Annotated in this window: 29 protein-coding genes and 1 pseudogene; 18 read left to right on the forward strand and 12 right to left on the reverse strand. The window is 41.0% G+C overall.

Annotation, left to right across the window (positions count from 1 at the left end; genetic code table 11):
• Positions 1-57: 57 nt before the first annotated feature.
• Complete coding sequence (locus tag C1E24_RS02295; RefSeq protein ID WP_138478371.1) at positions 58-891, forward strand: sulfurtransferase; 834 nt, start codon at positions 58-60, stop codon at positions 889-891.
• Between the two features lie 24 nt (positions 892-915).
• On the opposite strand, the gene C1E24_RS02300 is transcribed toward C1E24_RS02295, so the two are convergent.
• Positions 916-1,248 (reverse strand): DUF5522 domain-containing protein, encoded by a 333-nt coding sequence (locus tag C1E24_RS02300; protein WP_138478373.1) that lies wholly within the window; start codon positions 1,246-1,248, stop codon positions 916-918.
• Between the two features lie 27 nt (positions 1,249-1,275).
• Between C1E24_RS02300 and C1E24_RS02305 the strand changes: the two genes are divergently transcribed.
• On the forward strand, positions 1,276-1,614 hold the full coding sequence (locus C1E24_RS02305) for a hypothetical protein (RefSeq protein WP_138478375.1): 339 nt from the start codon (positions 1,276-1,278) through the stop codon (positions 1,612-1,614).
• A 72-nt stretch (positions 1,615-1,686) separates the two neighbouring features.
• Here the strand turns inward: C1E24_RS02305 and C1E24_RS02310 are convergent, their stop codons facing one another.
• Positions 1,687-2,655 (reverse strand): class 1 fructose-bisphosphatase, encoded by a 969-nt coding sequence (locus C1E24_RS02310; RefSeq protein ID WP_138478377.1) that lies wholly within the window; start codon positions 2,653-2,655, stop codon positions 1,687-1,689.
• A 160-nt stretch (positions 2,656-2,815) separates the two neighbouring features.
• On the opposite strand from C1E24_RS02310, the gene C1E24_RS02315 reads away from it, so the two are divergent.
• From C1E24_RS02315 to C1E24_RS02325, 3 genes are all read left to right on the forward strand, one after another.
• The gene (locus tag C1E24_RS02315; RefSeq protein ID WP_138478379.1) at positions 2,816-5,242 is read left to right on the forward strand and encodes a zinc-dependent metalloprotease; all 2,427 of its coding nucleotides are present in this window, start codon (positions 2,816-2,818) and stop codon (positions 5,240-5,242) included.
• A gap of 155 nt (positions 5,243-5,397) precedes the next feature.
• Positions 5,398-5,586, forward strand: a complete 189-nt coding sequence (locus C1E24_RS02320) for a hypothetical protein (protein ID WP_138478381.1) — start codon at positions 5,398-5,400, stop codon at positions 5,584-5,586.
• A gap of 96 nt (positions 5,587-5,682) precedes the next feature.
• Positions 5,683-5,886: a hypothetical protein gene (locus C1E24_RS02325; protein WP_138478383.1), complete on the forward strand. Its 204-nt coding sequence runs from the start codon at positions 5,683-5,685 to the stop codon at positions 5,884-5,886.
• A 38-nt stretch (positions 5,887-5,924) separates the two neighbouring features.
• On the opposite strand, the gene argE is transcribed toward C1E24_RS02325, so the two are convergent.
• Positions 5,925-7,076 carry an acetylornithine deacetylase gene (gene argE / locus C1E24_RS02330; RefSeq protein WP_138478384.1) on the reverse strand — a complete coding sequence of 384 codons (1,152 nt, stop codon included), beginning with the start codon at positions 7,074-7,076 and terminating at the stop codon, positions 5,925-5,927.
• 187 nt (positions 7,077-7,263) lie between these two features.
• Here argE and argC point away from each other — a divergent pair, with 187 nt between their 5' ends.
• The 10 genes and pseudogenes from argC (at position 7,264) to C1E24_RS02375 (ending at position 15,594) form a co-directional block, all read left to right on the forward strand.
• Positions 7,264-8,277, forward strand: coding sequence for an N-acetyl-gamma-glutamyl-phosphate reductase (argC, locus tag C1E24_RS02335; RefSeq protein WP_171040733.1), 1,014 nt, complete (start codon positions 7,264-7,266; stop codon positions 8,275-8,277).
• Positions 8,274-9,053, forward strand: coding sequence for an acetylglutamate kinase (gene argB, locus C1E24_RS02340; protein WP_138478388.1), 780 nt, complete (start codon positions 8,274-8,276; stop codon positions 9,051-9,053). The genes argC and argB overlap by 4 nt, the downstream gene beginning before the upstream one ends.
• A 9-nt stretch (positions 9,054-9,062) precedes the next feature.
• Positions 9,063-9,983 (forward strand): ornithine carbamoyltransferase, encoded by a 921-nt coding sequence (locus C1E24_RS02345; RefSeq protein ID WP_138478390.1) that lies wholly within the window; start codon positions 9,063-9,065, stop codon positions 9,981-9,983.
• Between the two features lie 10 nt (positions 9,984-9,993).
• Entirely contained in the window at positions 9,994-11,202 is a 1,209-nt protein-coding gene (locus C1E24_RS02350; RefSeq protein ID WP_138478392.1) for an argininosuccinate synthase, read from the forward strand.
• A gap of 23 nt (positions 11,203-11,225) precedes the next feature.
• Positions 11,226-12,590: pseudogene (gene argH, locus C1E24_RS02355) on the forward strand (argininosuccinate lyase); the annotation flags it as partial.
• 302 nt (positions 12,591-12,892) lie between these two features.
• On the forward strand, positions 12,893-13,066 hold the full coding sequence (locus tag C1E24_RS20880) for a hypothetical protein (protein ID WP_171040729.1): 174 nt from the start codon (positions 12,893-12,895) through the stop codon (positions 13,064-13,066).
• Positions 13,067-13,137: 71 nt separating this feature from the next.
• Positions 13,138-13,614 carry a hypothetical protein gene (locus C1E24_RS02360; RefSeq protein WP_138478396.1) on the forward strand — a complete coding sequence of 159 codons (477 nt, stop codon included), beginning with the start codon at positions 13,138-13,140 and terminating at the stop codon, positions 13,612-13,614.
• Positions 13,615-13,884: 270 nt separating this feature from the next.
• Positions 13,885-14,373, forward strand: coding sequence for a hypothetical protein (locus C1E24_RS02365; protein WP_138478398.1), 489 nt, complete (start codon positions 13,885-13,887; stop codon positions 14,371-14,373).
• Positions 14,374-14,388: 15 nt separating this feature from the next.
• Entirely contained in the window at positions 14,389-14,985 is a 597-nt protein-coding gene (locus C1E24_RS02370; RefSeq protein WP_138478400.1) for a hypothetical protein, read from the forward strand.
• Between the two features lie 15 nt (positions 14,986-15,000).
• Positions 15,001-15,594 (forward strand): hypothetical protein, encoded by a 594-nt coding sequence (locus tag C1E24_RS02375; RefSeq protein WP_138478402.1) that lies wholly within the window; start codon positions 15,001-15,003, stop codon positions 15,592-15,594.
• Here C1E24_RS02375 and C1E24_RS02380 read toward each other — a convergent pair whose 3' ends face one another.
• The gene (locus C1E24_RS02380) at positions 15,595-16,959 is read right to left on the reverse strand and encodes a capsule assembly Wzi family protein (RefSeq protein WP_138478404.1); all 1,365 of its coding nucleotides are present in this window, start codon (positions 16,957-16,959) and stop codon (positions 15,595-15,597) included.
• Positions 16,956-17,438 carry a pantetheine-phosphate adenylyltransferase gene (coaD, locus tag C1E24_RS02385; protein ID WP_138478405.1) on the reverse strand — a complete coding sequence of 161 codons (483 nt, stop codon included), beginning with the start codon at positions 17,436-17,438 and terminating at the stop codon, positions 16,956-16,958. The genes C1E24_RS02380 and coaD overlap by 4 nt, the downstream gene beginning before the upstream one ends.
• 251 nt (positions 17,439-17,689) lie before the next feature.
• Between coaD and C1E24_RS02390 the strand changes: the two genes are divergently transcribed.
• Positions 17,690-18,346: a TetR/AcrR family transcriptional regulator gene (locus C1E24_RS02390; RefSeq protein ID WP_138478407.1), complete on the forward strand. Its 657-nt coding sequence runs from the start codon at positions 17,690-17,692 to the stop codon at positions 18,344-18,346.
• 97 nt (positions 18,347-18,443) lie between these two features.
• Positions 18,444-19,901 (forward strand): tRNA uracil 4-sulfurtransferase ThiI, encoded by a 1,458-nt coding sequence (thiI, locus tag C1E24_RS02395; protein ID WP_138478409.1) that lies wholly within the window; start codon positions 18,444-18,446, stop codon positions 19,899-19,901.
• Between the two features lie 50 nt (positions 19,902-19,951).
• Here the strand turns inward: thiI and C1E24_RS02400 are convergent, their stop codons facing one another.
• Positions 19,952-20,857, reverse strand: a complete 906-nt coding sequence (locus tag C1E24_RS02400; RefSeq protein WP_138478411.1) for a ketopantoate reductase family protein — start codon at positions 20,855-20,857, stop codon at positions 19,952-19,954.
• The gene (locus C1E24_RS02405) at positions 20,850-21,200 is read right to left on the reverse strand and encodes a VanZ family protein (RefSeq protein ID WP_138478413.1); all 351 of its coding nucleotides are present in this window, start codon (positions 21,198-21,200) and stop codon (positions 20,850-20,852) included. Before C1E24_RS02405 ends, C1E24_RS02400 begins: the two co-directional genes overlap by 8 nt.
• A 176-nt stretch (positions 21,201-21,376) precedes the next feature.
• Here C1E24_RS02405 and C1E24_RS02410 point away from each other — a divergent pair, with 176 nt between their 5' ends.
• Complete coding sequence (locus C1E24_RS02410; protein WP_138478415.1) at positions 21,377-21,859, forward strand: YajQ family cyclic di-GMP-binding protein; 483 nt, start codon at positions 21,377-21,379, stop codon at positions 21,857-21,859.
• Positions 21,860-21,913: 54 nt separating this feature from the next.
• Here the strand turns inward: C1E24_RS02410 and C1E24_RS02415 are convergent, their stop codons facing one another.
• Genes C1E24_RS02415 through C1E24_RS02435 form a run of 5 tightly spaced genes read right to left on the reverse strand, consistent with a single transcriptional unit; the run spans position 21,914 to position 25,232 of the window.
• Entirely contained in the window at positions 21,914-22,354 is a 441-nt protein-coding gene (locus C1E24_RS02415; protein ID WP_138478416.1) for a DUF2799 domain-containing protein, read from the reverse strand.
• Positions 22,355-22,364: 10 nt separating this feature from the next.
• On the reverse strand, positions 22,365-23,744 hold the full coding sequence (locus tag C1E24_RS02420; RefSeq protein ID WP_138478418.1) for a tetratricopeptide repeat protein: 1,380 nt from the start codon (positions 23,742-23,744) through the stop codon (positions 22,365-22,367).
• A gap of 3 nt (positions 23,745-23,747) precedes the next feature.
• The gene (locus C1E24_RS02425) at positions 23,748-24,428 is read right to left on the reverse strand and encodes a hypothetical protein (protein ID WP_138478420.1); all 681 of its coding nucleotides are present in this window, start codon (positions 24,426-24,428) and stop codon (positions 23,748-23,750) included.
• A 1-nt stretch (position 24,429) separates the two neighbouring features.
• On the reverse strand, positions 24,430-24,837 hold the full coding sequence (locus C1E24_RS02430) for an ExbD/TolR family protein (protein ID WP_138478422.1): 408 nt from the start codon (positions 24,835-24,837) through the stop codon (positions 24,430-24,432).
• The gene (locus C1E24_RS02435; RefSeq protein WP_138478424.1) at positions 24,825-25,232 is read right to left on the reverse strand and encodes a MotA/TolQ/ExbB proton channel family protein; all 408 of its coding nucleotides are present in this window, start codon (positions 25,230-25,232) and stop codon (positions 24,825-24,827) included. Before C1E24_RS02435 ends, C1E24_RS02430 begins: the two co-directional genes overlap by 13 nt.
• Position 25,233: the final 1 nt, after the last annotated feature.

Genomic DNA, 25,233 nt, shown 5'->3' on the forward strand with positions numbered 1-25,233 from the left:
CTTGTGAAAATTGCCGTCTAGTATAGCCTGATTGATAGGTGCTTTGGGAGTGTAAGGGTGAAAAACATCAAGTCCTGCGAATGGTTACAAGAAAACATTGAACACGTTCATGTTTTTGATGCGGGTATAGTGAATGCCGGTGAAAAGGGCGAGTATTGCCCTCAAGCAATTATCTTTGGCGCTAAACGATTTGATATCAAAGGGGCACTTTGTGCACCAGATGCAGCGCTTTCAAGTACTATGTGTAGCGCTCAGCAGTTTCAGGCTGAAATGCGCCAGCTAGGTGTGAACAATACTGACACTGTGATTGTTTATGATGATAAAGGTTTATTCAGTGCCGCACGCGCTTGGTGGATGTTGAAAAGCATGGGCTTTGATGAAGTGTATGTGCTTGATGGCGGCTTAGTACGATGGCTTGAATTGGGTTTACCTACTCAGGTTGAGTACAGCCAAGCTAGAACCATCGGTGATTTTGTGGCTCACCCAAAAGCGGGTTGTTTTATCGATAAGCAAGCGGTTCTCAATGCCATAGACGATCCTAACACCTTATTGTTTGATGCGCGCAGCTATAAACGTTTTACAGGCGAGGAGCCTGAGCCAAGAGCCGGAATGATTTCGGGGCATATTCCAAACAGTAAGAGTATGCACTATGCGAGTGTGCTCGATGGCAACAAATGCTTAAAAGCGATTTCTGAATTACATGAAAGATTGAAAGCATTGGGCGTTGAAGGCAAGTCACTTCAATTTAGCTGCGGCTCGGGAATAACAGCCTGTATTTTGGCCATGATAGCAGATGAATGTGGCTATCAAGATTTAGCTGTTTACGACGGCTCATGGTCAGAGTGGGGCAATGCCGAAAATAACCTACCCATTGAGACAGGCGAGGTATAAGTTACTACTTAACGAGAGCTCAGGTTACTTATAAGGGCAGTGGCGGCAGCCGTTGCCACAGCACTTACCTCGCTTTAGATGTGCCCAACGACTCATCACGAGTAAGCCATTTTCCATATCGTAATCAATGCCTTCAATAAACTGAGTGTCGTTCTGATAAGGTCGAGCGAGCGCAAGCTGATCCTTTATAGGCTTGTTTTTTATATCTTCGATGTAAGCTCTGATATTTTTTATTAAACAAGCGCGACACACGCAGCCAGGTGACTCAGAAATAGGTAGAATATTTGGCAGTGTCATACACCAGCAATCAGTATCGGCACTACATTTTAGACTTTGCTGGCATTGCGAGCAGTTCATGAAGACGTTCGAATAAGAGAAATTTACGTGAATAATAACATGACTCACCTAGAGGCGGTTAAAGCCATCGTTCACTTTTGTGAAAAGCGTTCAGATGCCTTTTCAGTCTTACTCTCTGCCTCGCAATCAGAGGTGGTTTATTGTGTCAGCAATCAAGATGTGCTCACTGTATTAGATAAAGTGCTTGGTAAGCAATTAGACATGGATGAATTAGAAATGTGGGCACAGTTACTCGATATGCGAGAAGACATCGATACACAACAAGTGGAAGGCGTGTTGTATGCTTTAAGTAACCCTGAGCAGATGGGAGAGATTACAATGGAAAAGATTCAGCAATTAAGCAAATTATTGGAAGCTAAAAGCTAAAAGCTAAAAGCGACTTAAAAAGTAAAAAGCAGCCTAAGCTGCTTTTTTTAATACGTTAAACTTGAAGCCAGCTTATTTGTGATAAGCCAAACACGCTTCAACTTCGTTCTTTGAACCAAGAATTACCGCAACGCGCTGGTGGATGTCATTTGGTTGAATATCCATAATGCGCGCTTCACCAGTGTGCGCTAAACCGCCCGCTTGCTCTACTAGCATCGCCATTGGGTTTGCTTCGTACATTAAACGCAACTTGTATGGCTTTTCAGGGTTTTTAGTGTCAGCAGGGTAAGTGAATAAACCACCACGACATAGCACACGGTGAACATCACCGACCATGGCTGCAATCCAGCGCATGTTAAAGTTTTTACCACGAGGGCCTGTATCACCAGCTAGCAAATCTTGAATGTAGCTTTGCATAGCAGGCTGCCAATGACGCTGGTTAGACGCGTTAATTGCGAATTCTTTGGTGTCTTCAGGAATTTTCGCAAACTCTTCAGTTAATAAAAAGCTGCCGTGGGTTTTATCAAGGGTGAAGATGCGTGTGCCTTTACCCGTTGTAAGTGCGAGCGTCGTACATGGGCCGTATAGCACATAACCAGCAGCTACTTGCTGATGACCCGGCTGCATGAAAATAGCAGGATCAGCTGGATCTGCGTCTTTTGGCGCTTCCATGATTGAGAAAATCGTCCCAACCAGTGAGTTAATGTCGGTATTTGAAGAACCATCAAGTGGGTCAAACGCGACGATAAAATCAGCGTCAGGGTTGCCCGCCACCGTGTAGTCTTCTTCTTCAGATGCAATCGCTTTTACATAGCCAGACTCTAATAAGATGTCTTTTAAAAGCTGATTAGACAGTACATCCAGTTTCTTTTGTGTTTCACCTTGAATGTTTTCGTCTAATGTTGAACCTAAAACACCGGAAAGTGCGCCTTGGCCAACACGGAATGAAATTTCTTTACAAGCCGCAAGGATAGTGCGGATCAATGAAACTAACTCTCTAGAACAACCGTCTTCAATTAACACCGGAGGAAGTCTACGCATAGTAAATAGTCCTGATAACGTTATGGTCACAGCCAAGTATAGTGTGAGAGAAGGCTGTGTGCCGCGCTGAATTTTGTTTTAAATAGCTGCAAAACAGATTGGATAATTTATACTGCCTTAATGACAACCACTTAAAACCTCTAATAACAAAGATAAGATTATGCGAAAAATTGGATTTTTACCTGTCATATTCTCAGCTTTGCTGGGCACTATGATAACCCAAGCGCACGCCGCAATTAAGTCTATTGATGAGTTTACTGAAAAGTTTAATCATTTTCCGGGTCATTACTCCTTCTATGCCGACACGCAAAGCGGCAAAATTTACCTTGATGTTGATAAGTTCAAGCAGCCATTTTTACTACAATTTAGCTTGCCGTACGGGGTAGGTTCGAATGATATCGGCCTAGATAGAGGTCAACTAGGCGGTACCCATATCGCGCAATTCGAGCGCTTTGGCGACAAAATCATGCTTCGTGCCTTAAACACTTATTATCGTGCGAGCTCAAGCAACGCTGCTGAAAAGCAAAGTATCAATGAGGCGTTTGCTTCAAGTATTTTGCAAGGCTTTAAAGTTGTTGCTCAAGATAACGACAGTGTCTTGATTGATTACACGCCTTATTTGTTATCAGACGTCCATGGTGTAACCCGTACACTGGCAAACCGTAACCAAGGTAACTTTAGTTTAGATGCTTCGCGCAGTGCGGTATTTATGCCACGCTCAAAAGCATTCGTAGATAACACAGAACTTGAAGCGGTCTTAACGTTTAAAGGCAGCAAGCCGGGGAAGTATGTTCGTCAAGTCAGTGCAGACCCATATGCAGTGACAGTTCACCAACATCATTCTTTAATTAAATTACCTGATGACGAGTATCAACCTCGCCAATTCCATGCGCAATCTGGGTATTGGAGTATTGAACATAAGGACTACTCGGCACCGCTGAGCGAGTCTATGCTGGTGCGTTATATTCCTCGTCACCGTTTAGCGAAAAAAGATCCAACGGCAGCGCAAAGCGAAGCGGTTGAGCCGATTGTGTATTACCTTGACCCTGGTGTACCAGAGCCAGTAAGAACTGCTTTACTAGATGGCGCACGCTGGTGGGAGCAAGCATTTGAAGCAGCAGGCTATAGCAATGGTTTCCAAGTGAAAATTTTACCAGAACATGCCGATCCTATGGATGTGCGCTACAACGTGATCCAATGGGTGCACAGAGCAACACGCGGTTGGTCGTATGGCTCGTCAATTATTGACCCGCGCACGGGTGAGATCATCAAAGGTCATGTCACATTAGGCTCATTACGTGTGCGCCAAGATATCTTAATTGCAGAAGCGCTGGCAGCGCCTTTTGTGAAAGGTGATGAAGTAAACGCACATTTACAGAATATGGCCCTTGATCGCATTCGTCAGTTGAGCGCTCATGAGATTGGTCATACTTTGGGTATTGCGCATAACTTCTCGGCATCGATTAAAAACAGAGCATCAGTGATGGATTATCCGCACCCGTTGGTTGGTTTTGATGCACAAGGTCAGCTAGATATTTCTAAAGGCTATGCCAAGGGTATGGGCGATTGGGACATTCAAGCGGTAAAATATGGTTACAGTGATTTCAGCGGTAAAGACGAAGCGACTGAGCTTGCTAATATCATCACAGAAAACCACAAGAAAGGGTTTGAGTTTATTTCTGACCCTGATGCGCGCCCGCAAGGCGGTGGTCACCCGACCGCACATTTATGGGATAACGGTGAAAACCCTGCAGCAGAATTACTGCGAGTACTCGATATTCGTCAGCAAGCGTTAAACACATTCGGTATTAATAACATTAAAACTGGTGTTGCACTGTCTCAATTAGAAGAGAAATTAGTACCCCTGTTTTTATTCCATCGCTACCAGGTTGAGTCGGCTGTGAAGCTTATCGCGGGTATTGATTACGATTATGAAGTACGCAGCGATCGTGCTGTTAAAGGTGCGCAAATTGTAGATAAAGCGACGCAGCAACAAGCACTATCGGCGATGCTGAAAACCCTTGAGGCAGAGCAGTTGATGATACCTGAGAGCATCTTAGCGTTGATCCCACCTAAAGCATATGGTGAGCGTAAAACCCGTGAAAGTGTTTATGGTCGAACTGGCTTGGCCCTTGATGCCATGGCGCTACCGGAAGTGGCAGCAAACCATAGCTTAAAACTGCTATTAAATGCTGAGCGCTTAAATCGTTTATCGCAGCATGCTGCCAGAGACAATAAAAACTTTGGCTTGAGTGACCTAATGAATACGCTATACAGCAAGGTATTTGAAGCCGATAGCACAGTAGGTATGACACAAAAACTAACTCAACGCGTGCAATTTTTAACTGCTGCACGATTAGCTCAGTTAGCCAGTTCAAATCAAGTTGAGCCAGAAGTACAAGCGCAGTTACGCTTTCAATTGATGCGAGTAGCAAAACAGTTTGATCAAAGGTCGCTATTTAGCAATGTCAGTGAAGACACCGCATTCAGGCATGATCTTGCACGTCAAGTGAAAGCGTTTTTAGAATCAGGAAAGTGGCCAGAAGGCTTTACAGCATTAAAAATGCCGCCTGGTTCACCTATTTAATTTTTAATTTAAAGAGCGCAAATAAGCGCTCTTTTTTTATGTTTAATTATCATTTTGCTTACTTGAGAAATATTCAATTAAATTCTTGCTAGCTTGTCCCCTTTTTGGTAGTTTCTTTTTTGACCTTTAGGTCACACTCAATAAGGAAAGTCACTATGAAATTGAAGTTAAACAAAAAGAAAGTAAAAAACTTAAGTTTAGATAACGCTCAAGTTGCTTTAGAAGCAACGCCACAAATCGCAGGTGGTGTGCCTGTGTTTGCAAAAACTGAGGTTTGCCATACAAATCCTTGCATCACAATTACTACTTTGCCACCAAGCTACAGAAACGACTGTTTATCTTAATAAGTCAAATAACAATACTATATTAATCAATTGGTTCTGATGGACCGAAAGTAAATCATCTACAGACACCAATCTCATTCATTTAAGGAAAATAAAATGAAACTTAAACTAAACAAAAAAAGCGTAAAAAACCTTTCAAAAGACAACAAAGCACTACCAGTAAATGCAACTCCAGCGGTAGCGGGTGGTGTTAATACATTACGCTGCATCCCTGACACAGGCTCAATCGCGTGTGACAGACCTACAACTTATACAATGAGTATCGAAATCTGCGAAACAATTACAATAGCAGACAGATAATCAGATTGAGCAAAGCCACCTTCGGTGGCTTTTTAGTTTTAAAAACATAATTCATTAATTAGCTTTGTGATCTTCTCTTGAGAAGGTTTGATTTTCTCCATTGCTAAAAACTCGTCAGGCTGGTGGGCTTGCTCGATAGAGCCTGGACCCATGACAATCGTTTCACAGCCAAGCTGCTGCAAAAATGGTGCTTCAGTGCAGTAGTTCACCGCGATTGCTTGTTCTCCTGAAACTGCTTCAGCTAGTTTTACTAATGCACTGTCGGTTGTGCCAGTAAAGGCCGGAATAGGATCATGCAAGTCGATAACCGCGACACTATTTGGGTATTCATCATTAATGGGTTTAACCGCTTCTAGCAATAATAATTGCAGCTCTTGAATACTCAGCCCGGGTAATGGACGAATGTCTAAGTGCAATTCACAGCAACCACAGATACGATTAGCATTATCTCCTCCATGAATATGCCCCAGATTTAGAGTGGGGTAGGGTATTGCAAAATGCTCAATTGAATATTTATTCTTTAAAGTATCTTTTAGTTGCAACAGCTTTGCAATAATCTTATGCATCACCTCAATGGCATTTAAACCGCGTGCAGGATCAGAACTATGACCCGACTTACCCGTCACACGAATGGCGGTACTCATGTGCCCTTTATGGGTGAATACAGGCACCATATCAGTCGGTTCACCGATGACACAAAATTCAGGTTTTAAGCTTTGATGTTTCGCCACTTCTTGTGCGCCTGCCATTGTGGTTTCTTCATCTGCGGTGGCGAGGATCATAATGGGTTTAGCTTGTTTCGCATCTTGTGCGTCAAGTTGCTTAATGGCTTCAATCACAAATGCAAAAAAGCCTTTCATATCAATTGAACCTAGACCAAATAGTTTGTTGTCGACTTCACTAAGTATAAATGGATCATAACTCCAGCGGCTGTCATCAAAAGGCACTGTGTCTGTATGCCCAGCTAACATCAAACCGCCTTCACCTTCGCCACGTTTGGCCAGTAAGTTGAATTTACCCGGCGCGCTTTCAAGTTCTGTAATCTCAACCTGAAAGCCTGAATTTTCACACCAAGCTGCTAATAATTCTATGGTGGAGTAATTGCTCATATTGAGCTGTGGATCGAGTGCACTAATAGAAGGCTCGGCGATAAGCTGCTGGTACATATTAATAAAAGCGGGAGTGGTCATATTAGTCCAAAATATTTATTCAAAATGTTTGCATAATAATTTATATGTGTTTAGTATGAATATCAATTCACTTTTTAAGCATAAATATAAATTGAGGCTAAGATGCGACGACATACATTCAACACTTTTTAAATAATGCCCATGAGGCCCGAAACGGAACCAAATTTTTAGAGATTTTTTTACTATGTTGAATGTAACCATTATTGGCGCTAGCGGCTATAGCGGCGCCGAATTAGCCAGTTTAATTGCCAAACATCCCAACTTCTCCCTTGCTGGATGTTTTGTGTCAGAGCAAAGTTTAGACAAAGGAAAGCTCCTGAGTGACTTGTATCCAGAACATGCCTCTTTGCTCGACACGCTTCTTTTACCTCTTAATGAACAAGCCTTTATTGATATCGAAGCAAATACTGACTTCGTTTGCCTGTGTACAGATCACAAAGTCAGTGTAGAGCTCGCGCCTAAGTTTTTAGCTATGGGCAAAAAAGTATTTGATTTATCAGGCGGCTTTAGACTTAAAAACCCCCAAGATTACGACAGCTTTTATGGCTTCACGCACCAATCACTAACCTGGCTTGCACAAGCTGAATATGGTTTAGCAGAGTGGAATGCAAAGGGTATTTCACAGGCACAACTGGTTGCTGTTGCAGGCTGTTATCCAACGGCTGCGTTAAATGGTTTAAAACCACTTAAACAAGCCGATTTACTTGCGGACGATACCATTATTGTAAACGCGGTATCAGGTGTCACGGGTGCGGGTCGTAAAGCCAATATAGGCACCCAGTTTTGCGAAGTGTCTCTCGCACCTTATGGTTTATTCAATCACAGGCATACGCCAGAAATTTCACAGTATCTGGGTCATTCAGTGTTATTCACCCCACACTTAGGTAATTTTGCTCGCGGTATTCTTGAAACCATTTATGTGAAGCTGAAGCCGGGTGTAAGTGAGCACCAGGTTAATGAAGCATTTCAGGTATTGGCCGACGAGCCGTTAATTCGTTTAAAAGGCAATAAGCAAATGCCTTCAATTAAAGGTGTGGCTAAACAGCCGTATGTTGATATTGGTTGGCAAGTACAAGGTGAGCAACTGATTGTGGTGGTTGCCATCGATAACCTGTTAAAAGGGGCTGCTGGCCAAGCGCTACAGTGTATGAATATTGCAGCATTACTACCTGCTGAACTTGGCTTAAAAGGAGTGTCATGAAGATGCAAACATGGGTCATTAAAGTCGGTGGAGCGGTGTTAAACACGGAAGATGCAGCGATGGGACTATTTTCTGCAATTGCTGAGCTGACAAAAGTACAAATCGACAAGCAGTTTGTTGTGGTACATGGCGGTGGCGCGCTAGTTGATAAGTGGTTGTCAGAGGCGGGCTTTGCAACGGCTAAGCACCAAGGTCTTCGTATCAGTCCAAAAGAACAAATGCCTTATATAGTTGGTGCATTGGCTGGTACTGCGAACAAACAACTGAGTGGTCAAGCCATTAAAGCCGGTTTAAAACCTGTGGGTACTTGTTTATATGAAGCGGGTTTAATTGCTTCGCAAAAACTCAAAGCATTAGGTCAAGTGGGCGAGTGCCAACAGGGTGAAGCAAGTATTCTACCTACTCTGTTAGAGCTGGGCAGAACACCTATGGTGAGCTCAATAGGTATCGGAGTTGATGGTCAACTTTATAACGTTAATGCAGATGAAGCGGCGGCGGCGATTGCCGAGCAACTAGATGCTGAGCTTATTTATATGACAGATGTAGAGGCGGTGCTTGATGCGAATAAGCAGCCTTTACATCAATTATCTGAACAACACATTGCTACTCTTATCGAAGAAGGAGTCATTGTTGGCGGTATGGAGGTCAAAGTGAAGACCAGCCTGCACGCTGCACAACACTTACGACGCGGGGTGTATATATCGAGCTGGCAGAAGCCAGAAAATCTTATTGCCTTAGTTCAAGGCATCCATGTCGGTACAAAAATTACACCTTAGGAAATAGCAATGACATCTCATTTTTTAACAGGATTAGAACTAAATAAAGCTCAAGCGCTAAAACTATTATCGCTTGCACAAACCATCAAGCAGCAGCCAAAAGAGTTTAATCAAGCGCTTGCAGGTCAATCTATCGTTACTTTGTTTGAAAAGCCGAGTCTACGTACACGTGTGTCTTTCGACATTGGTATTAATCGTTTAGGCGGTCACGCGGTTTATCTTGATCAACAAAACGGTGCGATGGGCGGTCGTGAGTCGGTGAAAGATTTTGCCCTCAATATTGCTACCTGGGCTGATGGCATCGTGGCACGTGTTAATGCACATAGTTCATTGCAAACATTGGCTGAGTTTTCGAGTGTCCCTGTGGTGAACAGCTTATGTGACTTGTACCACCCATGTCAGGCATTAGCTGACTTTTTAACGTTGCAAGAAGTTTATGGCGATGTCAGCAAAATCAAACTGGCGTATTTAGGTGAAGGTAATAACGTCACTCATTCTCTTATGTTATTAGCTGCAACATTGGGTACTGACTTTGTGGCGATTAGTCCAAAAGGCGCGTCACCAGATGCACAGATTTTAAAGCAAGCAGAACAACTGGCATTAGAGTCAGGTGCGTCAATCACTGTAAGCGATGACATAGAAGCAGCAACAGGTGCTGATGCCTTGTATGCAGATACCTGGGTGTCAATGGGTGACACGACACCACTTGAGCAAGTTAAAGCTAAATATATGCCGTATCAAATTAATCAGCAGTTGGTAGAACAATCAGGCGCAAGCACGATTCTACATTGCCAACCTGCGCACCGTGAGTACGAGATCACCTCAGAGGTGATGGACGGTGCAAATTCAAAAATTATTCAACAAGCTGAAAACCGCATGCATGCTCAAAATGCACTGCTGGTATCACTGTTAAATCCAAATTATGTGTAAGGGTAAAGTAATGAGCGAAATCAAAAAGGTTGTATTGGCATATTCTGGTGGCCTCGATACGTCAGCAATTGTTCCTTGGCTAAAAGAAAACTATGACTGTGAAGTTGTCGCCTTTGTTGCCGATGTAGGTCAGGGCGATGAAGAGCTAGTCGGTGTTGAGGAGAAAGCTTTAGCATCGGGTGCATCAGAGTGTCACATCGTCGACCTAAAAGAAGAAATGGTGAGTGACTATATTTACCCAACACTGAAAACAGGCGCAATCTACGAAGGCACTTACTTACTAGGCACGTCTATGGCACGTCCTATCATTGCTAAAGCACAGGTTGAAGTGGCTCGCAAAGTAGGTGCTGATGCGTTAGCTCACGGGTGCACGGGTAAAGGTAACGACCAAGTGCGTTTTGAATCTTGTTTCTCGGCATTGGCGCCAGATCTTAAAGTGATCGCGCCTTGGCGTGAGTGGGATCTATCAAGCCGTGAGTCATTACTTGAATACCTTGCAGAGCGTAATATCCCATGTGCTGCTTCTGCGACAAAAATTTACAGCCGCGATGCCAATGCTTGGCATATTTCGCACGAAGGTGGAGAATTAGAAGATCCTTGGAACCAGCCAAGCGATCAAGTTTGGACTTGGACAACAGCGCCAGAGCAAGCGCCAGATAAACCTGAGTTTGTTGCTGTATCAGTAGAAAAGGGTCAAATCGTTGCGGTTAACGGTGAGCGTTATAGCCCATATAAATGTTTAATGGAGTTAAATAAACTCGCAGCGCCACATGGTGTAGGTCGAGTTGATATTCTTGAAAACCGTTTGGTGGGCATGAAGTCTCGTGGTTGTTATGAAACGCCAGGTGGCACAGTCATGATGGCTGCACTGCAAGCAATCGATGAGTTAGTGCTAGATAAAGCAAGTCGCAAATGGAAAGAGGCACTCTCTTCTGAGTTTGCACATTTAGTGTATGACGGTCGTTGGTTCACGCCGTTAAAAGACTCAGTGCTAGCTGGAGCTGAAGCGTTAAGTGAAGTTGCAACAGGTGAAGTGATCTTAAAAATGTATAAAGGCCAAGTGGCTGCCGTACAAAAGCAATCGGTAAATAGCTTATACAGTGAAGATTTTGCCACATTTGGTGAAGATGATGTGTATGACCAGTCGCATGCTGAAGGGTTTATTCGCCTGTTCTCATTGTCGAGCAGAATTGCTGCATTAAACGCTAAGGTTAAGTAAGAGTTAAGTTCGGAGATTTCAGCATGGCACTATGGGGCGGCCGTTTTTCATCAGGACCTGATGAGGCTTTTAAACAATTTAATGATTCTTTACCGTTTGATTACCAAATGGCAGAGCAAGACATTATCGGCTCGATCGCTTGGGCCGGTGCACTACAGCAAGTTAATGTGTTAAGTGCACAAGAGCATACCGAGCTGGTTGCAGCTTTGAATGAGCTATTAAACGAAGTACAACAAGATCTATCAGCAGTGGCGAGCGCTGGGTATGAGGACATCCATTCGTATGTTGAAGCTAAGCTGATAGACAAAGTAGGCGATTTGGCGAAAAAACTACACACGGGCCGCAGTCGCAACGATCAGGTTGCGACTGACTTTCGTCTTTGGAGTCGAAGTACAGCCGAACAAATTGTTGAAGCCATTCAAGCTTTAAAAGCTGAATTCGTCGCCCTTGCTGAACGTGAACTAGGCACGATTTTACCTGGTTATACGCATTTGCAGCGAGCGCAGCCGGTATTATTTAGCCATTGGTGTATGGCTTACGTTGAAATGCTTGAGCGTGATGAGTCTCGTTTAAACGATGCCATTAATAGACTAAATGTCAGCCCACTGGGCAGTGGTGCGTTAGCAGGTACAGCTTACCCGATTGATAGAGAAGCTTTGGCTCACAATCTTGGCTTTAGACATGCCAGCCGCAACAGCTTAGATGCAGTGTCAGATAGAGATTTTGTGGTTGAGCTTTTAAGTTGTGCCAGCATTTCAATGATGCATTTATCTCGTTTCGCAGAAGATCTGATTTTTTATAATTCTGGCGAGGCTGGGTTTATTGAATTGGCTGATAACGTGACTTCAGGTTCGTCATTAATGCCGCAAAAGAAAAACCCAGATGCGCTGGAGTTAATTCGTGGCAAAACGGGTCGTGTCTTTGGTGCTTTTAGCGCCATGATGATGACACTAAAAGCATTACCGCTTGCGTACAATAAAGATATGCAAGAAGACAAAGAAGGTTTGTTTGATGCTATGCCGACCTGGCTTGCCTGTATTCATATGGCACAAGCCTGCATTAAGGGTATCAAGGTAAATGGTGAAGCAACGTTACAGGCAGCGAAAGGCGGCCATGCTAATGCTACAGAGCTTGCTGACTACCTAGTTGCTAAAGGCATTCCATTTAGAGAAGGCCATCATATCGTTGGGCAGCTTGTTCAGCATGCAATTGGTAAAGGTCAGAATCTAGAAGATTTATCGCTTGATGAATTTCAGACAGTTTGTCATGTAATTGCAGAAGATGTTTATCCTGTATTAGAGATAGATGCTTGTATTGCCGCACGGCAAGCGCTTGGTGGCACATCGTTGCCACAAGTGGAACAAGCAATTAAATATGCTAAACAGCAGGCAAAATCTAAGTAGTAATAAAGATTAAGTGGCTTGTGGAGTTTATTTCTTGGCATGTTAAGCCAATACTTTTTGAATCAAGCCACTACTCGTTTATTTGAGTAAAGCTTTAAATTATTAATTAAGCACCATTTTTATATCAAACTGGTGCTTTTTTGTTGCTTGTGAACATAAAATCAGCATTTAAGCAAGTTAAGTGTAATGTGGTGTAATATTGGATCGATCATTGCTAAATAACTTTTAACAATAAATAAACGTCACTTTTGTGACTCTCTGTTTCACAGCGTAAATAAGGAAACATTATGTTAAAGGTAATTAAAACTTTAGTATCAAAACAACGTTCGGCTCAAAGCACTAGCCAAATCAATTCTCTTTCTGGTAAGGTAATTAAATCTGAAAAGTTTTTAGAGCAAATTACTGGCGCTCGCGGTGGTGGTTCTGTGAACCCAAATACAGGCGAGAAAAAAGAACCGTAATCTCTTTTGGTGGATATATTTTTAGTTTACAAAGCTTAGGGCTGCATTTTGATACAATAATTGTTTTAGGCATGGTTTTAGCTTTTTTGCTTAATGCTTTTTTTTATTTATCAAATATAAGTAAGAATATATCCCTTTTATTAACTTCTTTTGTGATGGCTGCATCATATTTTACCAGCAATCACTACATTGACTTATCTTCAACTTATTATATGTACCTTTCTTGGATTGCATATGATGTTGTTACAATTGCATTGATCTCCCTATTAAGTTTTCTTGTTAAACAAAAGCTCTGTGTTGCAGCTAAGTATACAATTGTTGGCTTAACACTTAATGCTATCCTCTGCTTGTTAATTCATATAGATTTAAGGGTATTAGACAATAGAGAACCTTGGTGGTTTTGGTATTTTTATACGTTAGCGATTAACATAATAGATGTGATTATGGTTGCATCTTTGATACTTGACCGAGATTTCTTGTGTGTAAAGTTTTTCAAAAACAGAGTTAAGAAGCATCTCTCAAAACGACAAAAAACGATTTCGGCTTAGTTTTTATCGTGAAAATACAGTAAGTGATTTTCTTTTTTCCTTAAGCTCTTATATTGATGTTGCCCACAATAAATACGCTCATTGTGTTGTAAGACTTGTGTCTTAGAGTAATACCATTTACTTTGTCACTCTGTTTAGATGAACTAAGTATTTCTTTAAGACTTTATTATACCGCTTAATTACTTCAGGTTATGTATTACTGTGGTTACCCTTTTTTCCTCTGCTACCTTTTCCAGCTTTCTAGCCAATTTTATAATTTGGTGCTTCTTAATGGCGACCTTATTAAATTTTGTGAGAAGGTCAGGCTGGCAGTTTCAACATATTGATAAGGCAAAATTAAAAGAGCCATTTCAGTTATCAGCTATCATGTTCTTATCTTATTTTATTGGTAGTGTGATTGATTACTTCGTAAATTTGAAAGAACTAATCTCTTATCTTTACCCTAATACCTACTTCCTTTTACTTGATCTTTTAACTGTATTATTTATTTATAACTGTGTGAATACGCGTTCTGAGCAAGGTAAGATATGCAAAACTTATTTGCTTGTAGGCTTGTTGTGTAATTCGCTACTTTTTCTAGCTATTCAAATAGAAGTTTTTTTGGTCTTTGAAGGTTTAAAATCTTACCAGCCATGGTGGTTTTGGTATGTTTTTGCGGTAGGGGTTAATGCATTTGATGCCATGATGGTTTTAGTCCTTATATTGCATAAAGATTTTCTTAAACTTTATTATTTAACCAATAAAATTCTAATACGCTAAGAGTAACGGTTTGTTATGAATAACTACAGTACTATGTATTTTGGCTCATTGATGAACTGGGATTTAATTACTAACTTCTTAAGTATGCACTTGGTAAGCTGGTTACTATTTTTAGTCATGCTGGCCAATTATGTTAGAACATCTAATATACATGCAAGCTTCAGTGTCAGAGCTGAACGCAAAGAAGTGCTTAGCCTATCTATTGTTATGTGTTTCTCTTATGCTTTGATGATACCGATCGAGTTGTTAGTTGGCTTGTTTGAAATCTCTTCACGCTATTTCCCATATACGTTTTTTCTTTTTTTAGATATTTTAACCATTCTGTTGATATGTTTTTTGATTAAGTTGCAAAGTAACAAAGCATTACTATGCAAACGCTATATTGTCTTTTGTTTATCGTGTAACTCTATTTTATTTCTTTCATTACAAATAGATTTATTGTTGATGTATAACAATTTTAAACCTTTCAAAGCTTGGTGGTTTTGGGATGTATTTACGATAGGGATAAACTTTTTTGATGCAGTGATGATTTTAGTTCTGCTAATCCATAAAGATCTATTGATGGTAAATAGGCTTCTTTTGCACCGAAAGAAAAGTAAGGCTGTGTTATGAAATTAGGTGCTCTACGTGATTGATATTCAATATATATTTGGTGAGCTTTTACATCTAAATCCTATCGCTCGATTCTTATTTGGGCATATAGCAACGTTTCTTTTCTTTATGGTACTCTTGATAAACTTTGGACGAACATCGGTTAATAACATCAACCGTCTAAACAAAGAGCAAACTTATGAGCCTCTAACACTCTCTCTTGTTATGTTTATCTCCTACTCTATATTGCTACCTATAGAGTACTCCTACTGGTTTTCTGAGCTTAGGTCAGTTTATTTGCCTAATTCGCTTTATTTTGCTTTAGATTTGCTGACGATTGTATTTATTCACCGCTTTTTCAAACTAAAGAGTGAAACCGGCAAGCTTTGTTGTTTGTATTTACTTGTAGCTTTAAGTGTAAACTCATTGCTTTTTTTACTGTTGCAAATGGATTTTTTACTTACTTATCATAGACTCAAAGAAGAAGGGTATTGGTGGTTTTGGACTGTATTTAGCTATGGAATAAATGGTTCTGACCTCATCATGGTCTTAGTTTTAGTTGTACAAAAAGATTTTTTAGGTTGGTATAAACTGAGCAAAAAAATTAAGGGCGCTTATTCGCGCCCTTAATTAAAATTGAAGTTCCCAGCTTGCTGAGACTGCTGTGTGAGTCTCAGAGTCTTTGGGTAGTTTATCTTTCCAAACACTCAAGCCCAGTTTTCCTAAGCCTTTTAATACGCCTTGCTGATAGCCTACTTCGAGTAAGCTTCTATCTAAATCTAAAGAGTCAAAATTTAGCTGCTTTAATTTAGCATATCCGCCGAAACCAGCTAGGCGGTAATAATCAATACCTAGAGTGACGCTTTTAGCTTGCGGCCCCATAGCTGCCCCCAGCCATTGCTCGCGTTGCATGTAGTCAGCTCCTTTATTTGATGTGGCAAAGTTACATTGGAAACTGGCTTGCTCTGCTTGGCAATTCAGTTCTGTATCACTTAATTCAATAAAGCCTTTTGCTCGATAGGTTATATCTGCAAGGTGACCCTCAATACCAAGGGTATAGCTGCTATTGCTAGGTAATAACCCAGCGTCATTTTCACCAGCTATTTCAGCATAGACAGCAAAAGGTAAACCTTGAAAAGTGTTCGAGTATTTCGCATCTAAGCTTGTTAGGCGTTGTTTGCTTCTAAGCTCGGAGTTTTGTGGATCTTCTTTAAAAATAAAGTCACTTGATGTTGAGCTAAACGCAATCTCTAATCCAGATATTGGCATGCTCGATAAGCGAACGCCCCAAAAATCACCTTCTTTCTTTGTGGCTAATGTTGGTTTTTGCTTGGCCGCGATAGCAGTGACTTGCCAAGGACCGATAAATGATAAAAATGAAGGGCCTTGGTAGTCGGTATTGGCTCTACTCAGTCTAAACGCCTTCATAGGGGCCGCGTTATTGCTAAGCAGTAAAGCTTGCTCATTACCTGGGCCCCACCAATAGTTCAGTTGCTCGATACTAGCTGACCAGTTATCTAGCAATATCGCGACATGACTACCATAATGATTGATGTACTTACCATCGATGGCATCATCCGTATAGTTGACTTGTACTTTGGCGCTAACGTCATCACTGATTATCTGACCAAACGTTTGAACACCAGACTTTGCGCCTTTGCGCTCGCCAAACCCTTCTCTTAATTCTGGGTCTTGGTTGTAGAAAGCGCGAATACTTGAACGGCGTTTTTGCTTCGCATTAGATAAAGCATGCTTGATATGCGCAATCGCGAACTTTGCCGACTCAGGTACTTCATTCATATTAACAGCAGCCAAGTCTTGCACTATACCTCGCCATAATAAAGGGTATTGATTGACTGGTCGTTGAATTAAGTTGTGACTGACAAGTAAGTCGATAGAGTGCTTAAGCTGCGCTTGTTCAGCTTCTATCCATGGACTAGAGATAGCTGAGAAGCTACTTAGGCCGACTGCTAGGGTTAATACTTTTAACTTCATCCGTGTAATTTTTCCAATAAGGCCTTGGCAACAATAGGATCGACAAACTCAGTTACATCACCATGATGTAAAGCCACTTCTTTAACGAGTGTTGAGGAGATGAATGAGTTTCTTTCTGAAGGCGTTAAAAATACGCTTTCAAGATCAGGGTTAAGTCGGCGGTTCATATTTGCTAACTGGAACTCATAGTCAAAATCTGAGACTGCGCGAATGCCGCGAATTAATACTTGGGCATTTTGTTGTTTAGCTAAATCGACTAATAGTCCAGAAAAACCGATGACCTTAACATTTTTGTATTCACTCAAAACCTGCTCAGCGAGTGCAACGCGCTCATCTAAGTTAAAGCAAGGCTTTTTACTCGGATTATTGGCAATGGCGAGTAGTACGACATCAAACATCTTAGCTGCACGCTTAATTAAATCTGCGTGACCATTGGTGAGTGGGTCAAATGTGCCTGGGTATAGCGCGGTAACTTTCATAACAATTTAGTCAGAATAAAATTTCTGTAATGTTATCAAGCTTTGCAGCAAATATCACTGGTCTGCTTAGCAACTTGTTGCTTATAACTAAGCCGTTTTAATGGTATTTTCAGTATGGATATAATTTTTATGGAACTGTTTTCTTTTTGGGTAATGTCACATAATTTATGTCTTATGACAGAATCAAATAAGTAATTAAAGCAGAATTTAGTTATTATATTCATCATTATTAGCGTGTCTGAGAGCAGGATATGAATACCAAGGAAAAAATTATTCGTACCAGTATTGCCTTATTTAACCTACATGGAGAGCGAGCGATCACTACCAATCATATCGCTTCAAACTTAGGTATAAGTCCCGGCAACTTGTATTACCATTTTAAAAATAAAGAAGACATTATCCGTAATATCTTCACTCTGTATCGAGAGCATTTAAGTACGCACTTTAAACCACTCGACACATCTCACGAGCCATTAGAACAGTTAACACAATATTTAGATTCATTGTTTGAACTTATGTGGCGTTATCATTTCTTCTATGACAACTTAACTGACATTCTTGCGAAAGACAGTGAGTTAAAAAAACAATATATCGAATTTCAAGCCGATTTGTTTAATCAAGTGCGCTCTGTTGTGATCGGGTTACGCAGTGCTGGCGTAATAGAAATCACAGATGAAGATGCATCTGAATTTGCGCATATGTTAAAGATGACGGTGAGTTTCTGGACTCCTTACGTAAAAGCTCGCCGTATGACAGGGGTGTTAGAACAACAAGATATCTATAATGGCATTGTCAAAGTGTTAGTTTTAGTCAAACCATACTGTACAGATTTGAGTTTTAAGAAAATCAGCGATCTGCAAAAGCAATATCAGCAACTGGCTGACGAGGCACTGCCGAGTATTGCCTAATAAACCAATATTGTTTATTTCCTCATCGCATAGAAATTTGCTATAATCGCGCGCCCGACTGACGCGGCGCGCATTCGCCCACCTAAAGAGTGTTTCTATGCTTAAATTTATCGTAAAACTGCATCCTGAGATCGCGATCAAGAGTAAATCTGTTCGTAAACGTTTTACCAAGTTACTTGAGAAAAACATCAAGTTAATCTTACTTCGTAAAGATGAAAAAGTTCGCGTAAAAAACAACTGGGATAACATTGCAGTTGAAACGGATATCAGCGATGCACAAACCCGTGAATGGTTCATAGATAACCTCAAACGCGTGCCTGGTATTGTGCAATTTATTGAAGTACAAGAAACACCTTTTGAAACCATTGATGATATTTATCAGCGTACTTTAGAGCTTGCGAGCCATACAATTGCAGGGAAAACTTTCTGTGTTCGCGTAAAGCGTAACGGTAATCATGATTTCACTTCAACAGACGTAGAACGTTATGTTGGTGGCGGTCTTAACCAAAATGTTGAAGGCGCTAAGGTTAAATTAAGTAAGCCTGAAGTTGTGGTTAAAATCGAGATCAAAAAAGATCTGGCTTATATTGTTACCCACACTCACTATGGTATCGGTGGTTTCCCTCTGCCGACGCAAGAAGATGTATTATCACTGATCTCAGGTGGTTTTGATTCAGGCGTCGCGACATATCAGATGATGCGTAAAGGCGCGCGTACTCACTTCTTATTCTTTAACCTTGGTGGTGCTGCTCACGAAATCGGCGTGAAACAGGTAAGTCACTATTTGTGGAAGCAATTCAGCTCTACTCACAAAGTTAAGTTCATCACGGTAGACTTTGAACCTGTGGTTGCTGAGATTTTAGAAAATGTAGAAAACGGCCAAATGGGTGTCGTACTTAAGCGTATGATGATGCGTGCAGGCGCAGCAGTAGCTGAAAAGGTAAATGCTCACGCGTTAATCACAGGTGAAAGTGTGGGTCAGGTATCAAGTCAAACACTGGCTAACTTAAGTGTGATCGACCGTGTGACTGAAACCTTGATTTTACGCCCACTTATTCAGCACGATAAAGCAGATATTATTAAGATTGCCCGTGAGATTGGTACAGTAGAAATGGCAGAATCTATGCCTGAATACTGTGGTGTTATTTCACAAAAGCCGACTGTTAAAGCGAAAATGTCAAAGATCTTGGAAGAAGAAGCCAAGTTCGACTTTGATGTTTTAGATACTGTGATCAAAAACGCGACTGTAAAAGACATTCGCGAAATCGAAGAAGAAGCGAAAGAAGAAGTTAAAGAGGCTGAAACTGTTAGTGAGCTTCCTGAAAATGCAGTGGTACTTGATATTCGTTCGCCAGAAGAAGAGGACGCAAATCCACTTGAGCTTGATGGGGTAGAAGTAGAGCATATTCCATTCTTTAGATTAGCGACTAAGTTTGGTGATCTGCCTCAAGATAAAGAATATTACTTATATTGTGCCCGTGGGGTAATGAGCCAGCTACAAGCACTTATTTTGCATGAAAACGGCTACATGAATGTAAAAGTGTACCGTCCATAGCAAGTATTTTTAGTTGTCAGAAAAGCCGAGTATAACTCGGCTTTTTGCTATCAGCTTGTTTGTTCTAAACGATTGATTTGTTCAAGCATGGTTCGGTTATAAGGCGCATCCAGCCCGAGTTTTTTCGCCTCACCAACGATATAGCCACAGATTGCCTCAATTTCAGTTTTACGCCCTAATTTTACATCTTGTGCCATTGATGAGTTATTGCTGCGAGTTTGTCGCATAACGGTATACGCACTGTTGAGTGCGTCTGCTAATGCGATATTAATTCCTAATTTATCGGCAATAAAACAGGCTTCGTTTAATAAGTTCATCACTTGTGTGGCGTAACTTGGTTTTAGTAATTGCCCATTTTGAACTTGATGCAAAGCGGTGAGTGGATTAATGGCAATATTAACCATCAGCTTTTGCCAGCGCAGCAATGTAATGTCGTGATGAATGGCGCTGTGAGAAATACTTTCAGCAAATACCGCTTCATAAAAAGTATCAATGTTACTTTCAGCTTCAGTATTACAAGCACCTAAATAGGTTGCACCAATGCCTGTTTGAACCACAGTGTTGCTCGATGTTTTAAGTGCACCGCGTGATGTACTCATAAAGTATAGGCTTTGAGTCGTGCTGAGTTGCGATGTGATCTCTGCCAAATCAGTAATGCCATTGTGACTGATAATTACCATGGCTTCTTGTGCTAGAAAAGGCTGAATGACATTGAACGCATCTATGAGCTGGTAAGCTTTGACACAGATAAAGCAAATTGAGATGGGATCTTGTGAGGTTAAACTTGTGATATCAACTATGTTGGCAGTGATTGGAGTGACGGTTTCGCCTTCTTGATAATAAAAAGTGTTGTTTTTTTTATGTCGAGTCACTAGCGTGATTTGATGGTGTTGGCTTAAGTGAAATGCAAAGCTTAAACCAACAGCACCAGCACCTAAAACATGAATATTAGCCATGCTTACGAACTCGCCACTCTCGCCATGCGAAATAACTTAAATAGTAGCTGGCAGCACCCGCTACATCAGCAACAAAATCACCAACAGAAGCTTGCCTATGAGGCAGGGTATCTTGCATGTATTCAATGCCAATTCCGTAAGCGGTTAATAAACAAAGCTGAAGCCAGATTGGAATACGAATGGCGTGATGCATAATAAAGGCAAGCACGAAGAAAATACCAAAATGTGCGATTTTATCAGCGTGCTCAAATCGAATGCCTGAATGCTGGATCTCTTTAGCAAATAAAACAGTACAAATACTTAAAGTGAGTAGTAATAAAACTTGGTAAATACGCCGAGTCACAAAACTTCCTATATCTCTATGCAGGCAAAGTAGAGCCAGTATATCACCGAAAAATGGATGGTGGGTGAATATACTAAAGTGCTCTGTAAATAGATGTTATCAGGCGAGATAAATTTATTCACCGAGTCGGTTTTTGCTTGTTATAATCAGCCCATAACATGATTAGGAGATAGATAATGCCATCATTTGACATTGTTTCTGAAATTGAAATGACAGAAGCTAAAAATGCGGTAGATAATGCAAACCGTGAACTTGAAACACGCTATGACTTCCGTGGTGTGGATGCATCAATTGAGCTTGCAAACGAAACAATTACGCTAAAAGCTGAAGCTGATCAGCAAGTTATGCAGTTATTCGATATCATTGCTGCAAAAGCGTCAAAGCGTGGCTTAGATGTTTCAAGCCTTGAGCTTAAAGATATTGAGCGCTCTGGTAAGTATGTGTCACGTAAAGTTGCCCTAAAGCAGGGTATTGATAAAGACATGGCGAAGAAAATCGTTAAACTTATCAAAGACTCAAAAATCAAAGTACAAGCGTCTATTCAAGGTGAAGAAGTTCGTGTAACAGGTAAAAAACGCGACGATTTACAAGAAGTAATGCAATTGATCCGTACTGGTGAACTAGGTCAGCCTTTCCAATTTAAAAACTTCCGCGACTAGGTATTTCTATAACTGGCTATAACAAATAATATTTTATAGCCAGTTATAGTTATTTTAATGTTTTTGAGGTGCAACATACTTTTTTTGCTGAGATCTTAGTTGCTCTCTTCGAGCAAACTCAGCCTGTTTTAACTTTTCATCTCTTGTTTTCTTACCAATTTTATAGCCTTTTTCAAACTCTTGCCGTATTTCTAATGGGCAGCTCTGATTTAACTCTAACCCTTCTTGACCTCTTTTAAATCCATTATCAAAGGTACAGTAAGAGATTAATCCATCACTAAAGCCATCTATATAGCTTTTTTGTGCAGTTGGAGTTAATTGTTTTGCACATTGTTGCTTAAAGGCATCAAAAATACGGACACTTTTTCCTGTAATAGCACTGTTTTGCCCAAATTCATACCATTCACTTTCTGAGGCATTGCAGGCCATTTGGGTTGTATTCGACTGGCAGCCAATTAACAGGCTGAGTGGTAAGCAAATTAAGAGTCTTTTCATTTTGTAGTCCTTAAGTTTTCTGCTGCTCTTTTGTTTTAATAATGTTTTCTATTAATGTTATTTGTTGCCATATACCTTTTGTTTCTTTGTATTGATTTGCAATATTCTTAAGAGTTTTGAGTGCGGCTTGGTAATTTTGTAAATCGACATAGAGCTGCGCTCTTGCGAGCAGGGCTTCTTTTTTCGAATCATTTAGAGCTTCAGCCCGCAATAGTAAGGTTTCTGCTTGAGTAAATTGTTTATTAGATGCTAGATAATTAGCGTATTCAATTAATGCCATACCATTATTAGGGTTCTTCTCTATTGATAGCTTGAAATTTTCAACAGCTTTTGGCGTGCTATTTAATTGCTGTGCAATCAGGGCATGGTGAAAGTAGATTACACTTTGCTTGTGTGCCGACATGGTTTGTACTTTAGTTTCAAGTGACGCCAGAATTTCTTGGCTTTGAGACCATAACCCCCTTTGACCGAGCCAAGTTAAATAGGTGTTGAGGCTATTCATTTCAAGATCAAAGTTATTCAAATGATAGCTAATAAGTTCTACGGCTCTATCAAAGCTATCAAGTTGCATGTGAAGCTGAGCTGCTATTTTGTAATTGTTTTGCTGCTCGTTACCGAGCAGTATTGCCATTTCTAAAGATGCTAATGCTTCTACGTTATTATCTAGTTCAAGTTTAAGTATTGCTTGATTTAGCCATAACTTATGATCGTTCGGGTGCTTGGCAATAAGTTCGCTTAGAAGCGCTTGCGCAGCCGGGTACATTTTGGCTTGCGTTAAAGCAATAAATAACCCTTGCTGCCACTGTTCTTGAGTTGGCTCTAATGAGAGTGCTTGCTGGTACGCTGAAATCGCAGAATAGGGGCCGTGTAGGGATAAATTTAAATATGCTAACTGACCATATATGAGAGCATCTTGAGAGCCATAGGAGATAGCATTAGAAAAATGTTCTCTTGCTTTCTCTAACTTCCCTTTAAGTAAGTAGAGCTGCCCAAGGTCACTATGCGCCCTAATAAGTTGTGGGCTTCGGCTCAATGATGATAAGTAGGCTTGTTCCGCTTTATCATAATCTTCTAACGCGAAATATAGTTGTGCTTTTAGCATTATCATGGCAACGCTTAACTCTATTTCATAAAAAGCTTCTAGTTCTTTAAGAACTTGCTCTCTTTTCCCCTGCTCTAACAGGCTCTTTAAGTGTTCTGCTGTCTCAAGCTCTTCAGGTGCTATGTTTGCCTCTTTTTCAGTGTAAGGACCGGTAAACTGAGGCAGTACAAATGTTGGAGGCGCAACCTCTATCTTAAATTGAGAGTATGATGAGCTGGCAAATGCGACAGTGCTACACAGGCTTTGAGACAGTAGCGCAGCAATAATTATTTGTTTTAGATTCTTCATAGATTATCTGCCGTAATTGAAGTTAATAGAGTAGAAGTAAATTGCTTGCACAGCTCTGCCATCTTTCTTTGGCTTACTAAAGATTGCATGACTGACCCAAGCGCGGATCACTTCTTCCATTTCGGGGTAAACAGGATCAACAATGCGTTTGATATAGGGTTTGCCTGATTGATCAATGATCAATTCAACTTGTGTCTTTATTCGTTTCACCCCCTTTTGTCTAACAGATTTAGGGGGCGGGAAGTATTTTTGTCGCACGACTTGAGGCACGCGATCGAGCTTTTCGACAGCCAGTAAAGGCATATCAAGGGCTAATCGCTCTTGAATCATCTTTGCATCAATCGCGAAGTTGGGTAACTCAAGCGACTCGACTTTTGGTAGTGTCATCGTCGGTTTATCAGCATAATTAATACTAGGTCCGTCACCTAAGCTGGCTAGGTTAAGCGCGGTTTGAGACGGCTCACTACTGCTCGAAGTAGTTTTCACTGGCGGTGGTGGCGGTGGTGGAGGGGTTGGTAAAGCCACGTCTATTTTTCTGGTAATGAGGTCCGCTTTCTGAGCCTCAGGTTGCTGTTTTAGTAAATGTAAGCTGAAAACTAGACCTGCAACAATCATTGCACTTAGCAGCCAGGGAACGAGAGCGAGCGTTCCATACTTCAATGAATTATGAGTCAGGGTGGCCATATTATTGCGCCTGTGTTGCTAGGCTAATATTGCTCAAACCTGCGAGCTTAGCTTGATCAATGACTTTTACCAATAACTCTGTAGGGACGCTTTTGTCTGCTTGAATGATCAGTGGGCGAGTTTGCGTTCGGCTAGCTTGCATCAATGTTGCCCTTACACCGGCAACGCCAATATTGGTGCCTGCATACATGACTTGACCGGTATCCGTTATCGCAATTAAAAATACGGACTTTTGCAGTTGCTGACTGGATACGGCATTGGGTTTATCAACCTCTACCCCTGTTTCTTTTACAAATACAGTGGTCACAATAAAGAAGATAAGTAGTATAAAGACCACATCAAGTAGCGGTGCTAAGTCTATCTCTTGGCTTTTAGATTCTGAGATTTTTTGTTTGATTAGTGAGCGCATGGCGTATTTACCTGCCAGTTAGAAACTTTGCTTCTTAAAGCTGTATGGAGCAAAAGGCCTGGTACAACAAACACTAAGCCTAGCTGTGTTGTGAACATTGCAGTCGCAATCCCGCCACTGATCATCTCTTGCATATCTAGCCCGTTGTTGACAGACATGAAATTAAAGGTGCTTAGCAATCCACTGATTGTGCCCAATAGCCCCAGTAAAGGTAAGGCCGCAAGCAATGTTTTTAGAGCGCTTAACCAGTAATTACAACGTGTAGCCCATTGTGCATTGCAGGCTGTGAAAGCCAGTAACAACAAAAGCTTACCGTAACTAAAAAAAGCAACCCCAATCAATGTCCAAACTATGGTGTTGTTGAGTAGTTTTAGGAAGATGCTGATATCTGTCATG

It is taken from the genome of Pseudoalteromonas phenolica (assembly GCF_005876835.1).
Classification (GTDB): domain Bacteria; phylum Pseudomonadota; class Gammaproteobacteria; order Enterobacterales; family Alteromonadaceae; genus Pseudoalteromonas; species Pseudoalteromonas phenolica_B.

What these genes read in the sequence shown, in the direction of transcription:
- C1E24_RS02300 (WP_138478373.1), bottom strand. Translation starts at nt 1,248, where the DNA reads ATGAACTGCTCGCAATGCCAGCAAAGTCTAAAATGTAGTGCCGATACT.
- C1E24_RS02400 (WP_138478411.1), bottom strand. Translation starts at nt 20,857, where the DNA reads ATGGCTAATATTCATGTTTTAGGTGCTGGTGCTGTTGGTTTAAGCTTT.
- argE (WP_138478384.1), bottom strand. Translation starts at nt 7,076, where the DNA reads ATGACCACTCCCGCTTTTATTAATATGTACCAGCAGCTTATCGCCGAG.
- thiI (WP_138478409.1), top strand. Translation starts at nt 18,444, where the DNA reads ATGCTTAAATTTATCGTAAAACTGCATCCTGAGATCGCGATCAAGAGT.
- C1E24_RS02345 (WP_138478390.1), top strand. Translation starts at nt 9,063, where the DNA reads ATGACATCTCATTTTTTAACAGGATTAGAACTAAATAAAGCTCAAGCG.
- C1E24_RS02435 (WP_138478424.1), bottom strand. Translation starts at nt 25,232, where the DNA reads ATGACAGATATCAGCATCTTCCTAAAACTACTCAACAACACCATAGTT.
- C1E24_RS02370 (WP_138478400.1), top strand. Translation starts at nt 14,389, where the DNA reads ATGAATAACTACAGTACTATGTATTTTGGCTCATTGATGAACTGGGAT.
- C1E24_RS02420 (WP_138478418.1), bottom strand. Translation starts at nt 23,744, where the DNA reads ATGAAGAATCTAAAACAAATAATTATTGCTGCGCTACTGTCTCAAAGC.
- C1E24_RS02410 (WP_138478415.1), top strand. Translation starts at nt 21,377, where the DNA reads ATGCCATCATTTGACATTGTTTCTGAAATTGAAATGACAGAAGCTAAA.
- C1E24_RS02315 (WP_138478379.1), top strand. Translation starts at nt 2,816, where the DNA reads ATGCGAAAAATTGGATTTTTACCTGTCATATTCTCAGCTTTGCTGGGC.
- C1E24_RS02360 (WP_138478396.1), top strand. Translation starts at nt 13,138, where the DNA reads ATGGTTTTAGCTTTTTTGCTTAATGCTTTTTTTTATTTATCAAATATA.
- coaD (WP_138478405.1), bottom strand. Translation starts at nt 17,438, where the DNA reads ATGAAAGTTACCGCGCTATACCCAGGCACATTTGACCCACTCACCAAT.
- C1E24_RS02320 (WP_138478381.1), top strand. Translation starts at nt 5,398, where the DNA reads ATGAAATTGAAGTTAAACAAAAAGAAAGTAAAAAACTTAAGTTTAGAT.
- C1E24_RS20880 (WP_171040729.1), top strand. Translation starts at nt 12,893, where the DNA reads ATGTTAAAGGTAATTAAAACTTTAGTATCAAAACAACGTTCGGCTCAA.
- C1E24_RS02310 (WP_138478377.1), bottom strand. Translation starts at nt 2,655, where the DNA reads ATGCGTAGACTTCCTCCGGTGTTAATTGAAGACGGTTGTTCTAGAGAG.
- C1E24_RS02415 (WP_138478416.1), bottom strand. Translation starts at nt 22,354, where the DNA reads ATGAAAAGACTCTTAATTTGCTTACCACTCAGCCTGTTAATTGGCTGC.
- C1E24_RS02390 (WP_138478407.1), top strand. Translation starts at nt 17,690, where the DNA reads ATGAATACCAAGGAAAAAATTATTCGTACCAGTATTGCCTTATTTAAC.
- C1E24_RS02430 (WP_138478422.1), bottom strand. Translation starts at nt 24,837, where the DNA reads ATGCGCTCACTAATCAAACAAAAAATCTCAGAATCTAAAAGCCAAGAG.
- C1E24_RS02425 (WP_138478420.1), bottom strand. Translation starts at nt 24,428, where the DNA reads ATGGCCACCCTGACTCATAATTCATTGAAGTATGGAACGCTCGCTCTC.
- argB (WP_138478388.1), top strand. Translation starts at nt 8,274, where the DNA reads ATGAAGATGCAAACATGGGTCATTAAAGTCGGTGGAGCGGTGTTAAAC.
- C1E24_RS02325 (WP_138478383.1), top strand. Translation starts at nt 5,683, where the DNA reads ATGAAACTTAAACTAAACAAAAAAAGCGTAAAAAACCTTTCAAAAGAC.
- C1E24_RS02380 (WP_138478404.1), bottom strand. Translation starts at nt 16,959, where the DNA reads ATGAAGTTAAAAGTATTAACCCTAGCAGTCGGCCTAAGTAGCTTCTCA.
- C1E24_RS02365 (WP_138478398.1), top strand. Translation starts at nt 13,885, where the DNA reads ATGGCGACCTTATTAAATTTTGTGAGAAGGTCAGGCTGGCAGTTTCAA.
- C1E24_RS02350 (WP_138478392.1), top strand. Translation starts at nt 9,994, where the DNA reads ATGAGCGAAATCAAAAAGGTTGTATTGGCATATTCTGGTGGCCTCGAT.